This is a genomic window from Halanaerobium sp. DL-01, assembly GCF_003338615.1.
Lineage (GTDB): Bacteria > Bacillota > Halanaerobiia > Halanaerobiales > Halanaerobiaceae > QPJE01.
This window is the reverse complement of the sequence record NZ_QPJN01000059.1, coordinates 1-5,143: the sequence shown is the minus strand read 5'-3', so window position 1 is coordinate 5,143 and position 5,143 is coordinate 1. Positions and strand designations below refer to the sequence as shown.

Annotated in this window: 4 protein-coding genes; all 4 read left to right on the top strand. The window is 28.7% G+C overall.

Annotation, left to right across the window (positions count from 1 at the left end; translation table 11 throughout):
• The first annotated feature begins 364 nt into the window (after positions 1-364).
• Complete coding sequence (locus DER71_RS11570) at positions 365-2,251, top strand: sigma 54-interacting transcriptional regulator (protein WP_158531825.1); 1,887 nt, start codon at positions 365-367, stop codon at positions 2,249-2,251.
• Between the two features lie 147 nt (positions 2,252-2,398).
• Positions 2,399-2,653, top strand: coding sequence for a hypothetical protein (locus DER71_RS11565; RefSeq protein ID WP_114474667.1), 255 nt, complete (start codon positions 2,399-2,401; stop codon positions 2,651-2,653).
• Positions 2,653-4,158, top strand: coding sequence for a sodium:solute symporter (locus tag DER71_RS11560; protein WP_114474666.1), 1,506 nt, complete (start codon positions 2,653-2,655; stop codon positions 4,156-4,158). The genes DER71_RS11565 and DER71_RS11560 overlap by 1 nt, the downstream gene beginning before the upstream one ends.
• Positions 4,159-4,185: 27 nt before the next feature.
• Positions 4,186-5,070 (top strand): oxaloacetate decarboxylase, encoded by an 885-nt coding sequence (locus DER71_RS11555; RefSeq protein WP_114474665.1) that lies wholly within the window; start codon positions 4,186-4,188, stop codon positions 5,068-5,070.
• The last annotated feature ends 73 nt before the right edge of the window (positions 5,071-5,143 follow it).

The following is a 5,143-nucleotide window of genomic DNA, read 5'->3' as shown; positions in this document are numbered from 1 at the left end:
GAATGCATTCGACGTTAAATTATAAAAGTCCAGAAGACTACGAAAACGAGAGAAAACTATCTAAACTATGTGTCTAATTTAATGGGGGAAGCTCACTATTAATATTTTTAAAAAAACTATTAGATTTGACGTAACGTTAGAATTATGATGAGGAGCAAGATGAAAAGAGAGAATATATTTATTTGGGTTTAGAATCAATAATAGCCCATAAATAGAATAGTATTTTTATCCAAGCAGCAATAGTAACATGAAAAACTTCTATATTATAAAAATCACTAAGGAATTGTGATACTTCTCTTGTAGAGGCTTTGTGTAAAAAGTAGAAATAGAGAGCCATAATGATAACATGAGGAGAGATTTATTTATGAGTAGTAAAATAGCTTTTATGAGTTATCCTAGATTAACTAAATTAGCAAAAACTATTTTACCAAAAAGATTTTTCAAAAAAGTTATTGTCCTTGAGGGTTCATTTGATAAAACAATAAAAAAAGTAAAGGAATTAAGAGAAAAAAATGTTGATGTTATAGTTAGTGGAGGAAGTAATGCAAAGATATTAGAGAAAAATTTTAATAATTTTTCTATTGTGAAAATAAATATTGCCGGTTTTGACTTAATGAATATTTTAAATGAAGCTAAAAAGATAGACAGTAAAGTAGCCATAATAACTTATAAAAAGAAAATTGACCGATTAGCTAAAATTGAGGATATAATTGATATTCAGATTAATAATATAATATATAATCAGCGAAAACAATTAAACAAAATAATGAAAGACTTAAAAGATAAAGATTACAAAGTAGTTATTGGTGCAAGCTTAGTATGTAATGAAGGAGAAAAAAATGGATTAAATTCTGTTTTTATATATTCAGAGAATAGTTTATTTAATGCTTTTAATCGTGCGATAGAACTTGACAAAACAATTAAAAAAGAAAAACATAAAAATAAAGTATTAAAAACTATTATTGAATTTTCTCATAGTGGTATAATTGCAGTAAATAAAAAAGGAGAAGTACAAGCTTATAATACTGCTGCTGAAGATATTTTTAATAAAAAGAAAAATGAAGTTTTAAACAAAAAGGTTCAAAAAGTTATACCTAACACAAGAATGGATAAGGTTTTAAAAACAGGGATTCAAGAAAAACATAAAATACAGGATATAGGTGATGGAAAGACGATTTATACTAATAGAATACCAATTTATGTAGATAATGATATCATGGGAGTTGTTGCTACTTTTCAAAGAACAGATTTTATTGAAAGAGCAGAAGAAAAGATCAGAAAAAAAACATATAAAAAAGGATTATATGCTAAATATACTTTTAATGATATAATTGGTGAAACTGAAATAATAAGAGAAACAATTAAAAAAGCTAAGTCATATTCTAAGGATGAATCTACTATATTAATAACAGGTGAAACGGGAACTGGAAAAGAACTTTTTGCTCATAGTATTCACAATTCAAGTAAAAGAAGAAATAATCCTTTTGTTGCAATTAATTGTTCAGCATTACCTGAAAAATTACTTGAAAGTGAACTTTTTGGGTATGAAAAAGGAGCATTTACTGGTGCTTCTAAGGATGGCAAGAAGGGTATTTTAGAGTTAGCTCACAAAGGAACTGTCTTTTTAGATGAAATATCTGAAATGCCATATAAATTACAGTCAAGATTATTAAGAGTTTTACAGGAAAGAGAAATTATGAGATTAGGAGGAAGTGAAGTTATACCTATAGATATTCGAATAATTTCTGCAACTAACAAGAATATTAAATCTGAAGTAAAAAAAGACAAGTTTAGAAAAGACCTTTTTTATAGGTTGAATGTTTTAAATTTAAAAATTCCCCCTCTCAGAGAAAGAAAAAAAGATATGTATTTATTGGTAAAAGAAATTATAAAAAAGAAATACCCCGAATTATTAAAAGAAGAATTTATTAAAGAGATTAGTAATGAGATGAAAAAGTATAAATGGGATGGTAATATTAGACAGCTTGAAAATTTACTTACTAGAGTTTGTGTGCTTTTAAAGTTCAACAATTATAAAGTTGAGAATATCATAAATAACTTTGAGGAAATTTATAATGAAAATATTATAGAAAATTACTCTAAAAATACTAAAAATGAAAAGAAAGAAATTATTAAAACATTAAAAAATACAGGATGGAATAGAACTAAAGCTGCTAAAAAACTGAATATTAGTAGAACTACATTATGGCGTAAAATGAAAAGTTATAACATCAAATCTGAAACAATATAACAAATATTTATAACAAAATGTTTCATTCATTATAATTTTTTGGTGGATATCCTTGTGATTTCACCATTTTTTTTTGGAATAATAAATGCATTATATATAAAATAAGAAGATTAAATATTCATAATTTTAAAAAGAGGAGGAGAGCAAATGGATTTTAAAGAACCAATCAAGACTAAGTGGATTTGGGTAGTTTTAGCAATTATTATATTGTCTGGTGTTCCGTGGTATTTACCAGAAGGAACTTATAATCCAATTATTTTGGGATTTCCTTACTGGGCTTTTATTTCTATAATTTCCGCAGTTGCTTTAGCTATATTTTTAAATTATGTTATTGATAAATTTTGGAATATGGAAGTTTTAGAGAAAAAAATTGAAGAAGAGAAAGAAAAGGAGGGTAATTAATGGATCAACTGTCATTAAATTTTGTTGGTTGGCAAGGCTTTATGGTAATGGTAGTTTATGCTCTTGGTATTTTAGTAATTACTGTTTATTTTTCTTATAACAAAAAGTTAAAAGAATCGATGGGAGGATTTTATCTTGGTGATAAAGGTTTAGGAGCATTAATTTTGTTTTTTACCCTTTATGCAAGTCAGTATAGTGGAAATACAATAATTGGCTATGCCCCTAAAGCATATAGGATGGGATATGCCTGGTTTATGTCAGTGCCTTATATGATTATGGTAATAGTAGGATATTTACTATTTGCACCAAGATTGCATATAGTTTCAAAAAAGTATAATTTTGTGACTCCTACAGATTGGCTTACAAAACGATTTGATTCAAAACCTGTTTCTTTACTGGCATCAATTTTGATGATATATGCTTTAGGTAATTATCTTTTAGAACAATTAATAGCTATGGGGCACGCTGTTGATGGAATTACTGCTGGTTTTATACCGTACTATTGGGGAGTGCTTTTCCTTGTTGCTATTATGCTTATATACGAATGGTTAGGTGGTATGAAAGCAGTAGCCATTGCTGATACTATCAATGGTATTATGCTTTTAATAGGAATAATTGGATTTATTATTATGGTCACAAATTTTTTTGGGGGATTAAGTCAAGCTTCTACTAATATGATAGAAAATTTTCCGGAAAAAATTGGTGTTCCAAATATGGGGGTAAATGTAACATGGATTAGTATGTATATTTTAGTTGGTGTAGGTGCTGCAGTTTATCCACATGCTATTCAAAGAATTTATGCAGCTGAAAGTGAAAACACACTAAAAAAATCTCTCAAGAGGATGGCCTGGATGCCATTTATAACAACAGGGCTTGTATTTATTATTGGTTTAATTGGAATACAAGCTTTTCCTGGATTGGGAAAAATGGAATCAGAGAAATTAGTAGGAATGATGGCAAATAAAATTACTTCAAGATCCGCTTTCCATTATTGGTTTATGATGTTATTTTTTGCTGGAATAATTGGGGCTATAATGTCAACAGCAGATTCAGTAATATTATCTCTATCTTCTTTGATTTCTAAAGATCTTTATGGAAAATTTATTAATCCTGAGGCTAGTGAAAAGAAAAAAGTATTATGGGGCAAATTAATAGGTATTGGTATTGTTTTTCTTCTATTAATAATTGCCTGGAATCCTCCAGGAACATTATTTGAAATATTTGTTCTTAAATTTGAAGTATTAATTCAGGTTGCTCCAGCTTTTCTTTTAGGTTTATATTGGAAAAAACTAACTTCTAAATCTGTTTTAGTTGGTATGATTGCTGGTTCAGTCATAGCTGGACTAATGACATTAACTAATTTATCTGTTGGTTCTTGGCATGGAGGTACTATTGGTTTGGCAGTTAATATGTTTATATGTATAATTGGTAGTTTAATTTTTCCTGCAGATAAAGAAGAAGAGGAAAAAGCTGAAAAATTATTAGATATATCACAAATAGCTTAAACTAAAATTCAAAGGGAGGAAATGATAATGAATAAAGGTAAACTAATTAAAGAATATTTTGATAGGGGAGAGATTCTTGTGTCGCCAGGTGCTTTTGATGCAATGAGTGCCAGAATTATTGATAAGGTAGGTTTTCCCTCAGTTTATGTAACAGGCTATGGAGCTTCAGCAAATCTTTTAGGAAAACCAGATATTGGTTTATTAGGAATGAAAGAAATGGTTAACCATGTTGGACATATAAGTGATGCTGTAGAAGGTGCTGTAATTGCAGATGCAGATACTGGTTATGGAAATGCTCTGAATGTTATGAGAACTGTAAGGGAATTTGAAAAAGCTGGTGCTGATGCTATTCAGCTTGAAGACCAAACATGGCCAAAACGTTGTGGTCATATGGAAGGTAAAAGTATTATTCCTGCTAAAGAAATGGTCGGAAAAATTAAAGCAGCGGTAGATGCTAGGCGCAGTGAAGACACTTTAATAATTGCAAGAACTGATGCAATAGCAGTCGAAGGCTATGAAGAAGCAATTAAAAGAGCAAAAATGTGTCATGAAGCTGGTGCAGATATTCTTTTTGTAGAAGCACCGGAAGATAGTGATCAATTATCTGAAATACCTAAAAGTATAGAAGACGCACACTTTATGGCAAATATGATTGAGGGAGGGAAAACTCCTGTAAAAAGTTTTAATGAATTAGAAGAAATGGGTTATTCTTTAGTTATATATCCACTTTCCACACTTTATATTATGACAAAAGCTGTAAAAGATTTAATGGAAGAAATGAAATTGAATAATACTCCTCAATCAAAAGTATCAGAAATGGCTTCCTTTAGTGAATTTAATGAAATTGTAGGATTAAATGAAATACGTAAAAAAGAAGAAAAATATACTAAGATAACGTCAAATAAAATATGATAGTTACCATAAAATGTAAGTAAATAGTAATAGAGCACCACTAATTTTAATTATAATGAAAAACTTAAGAATG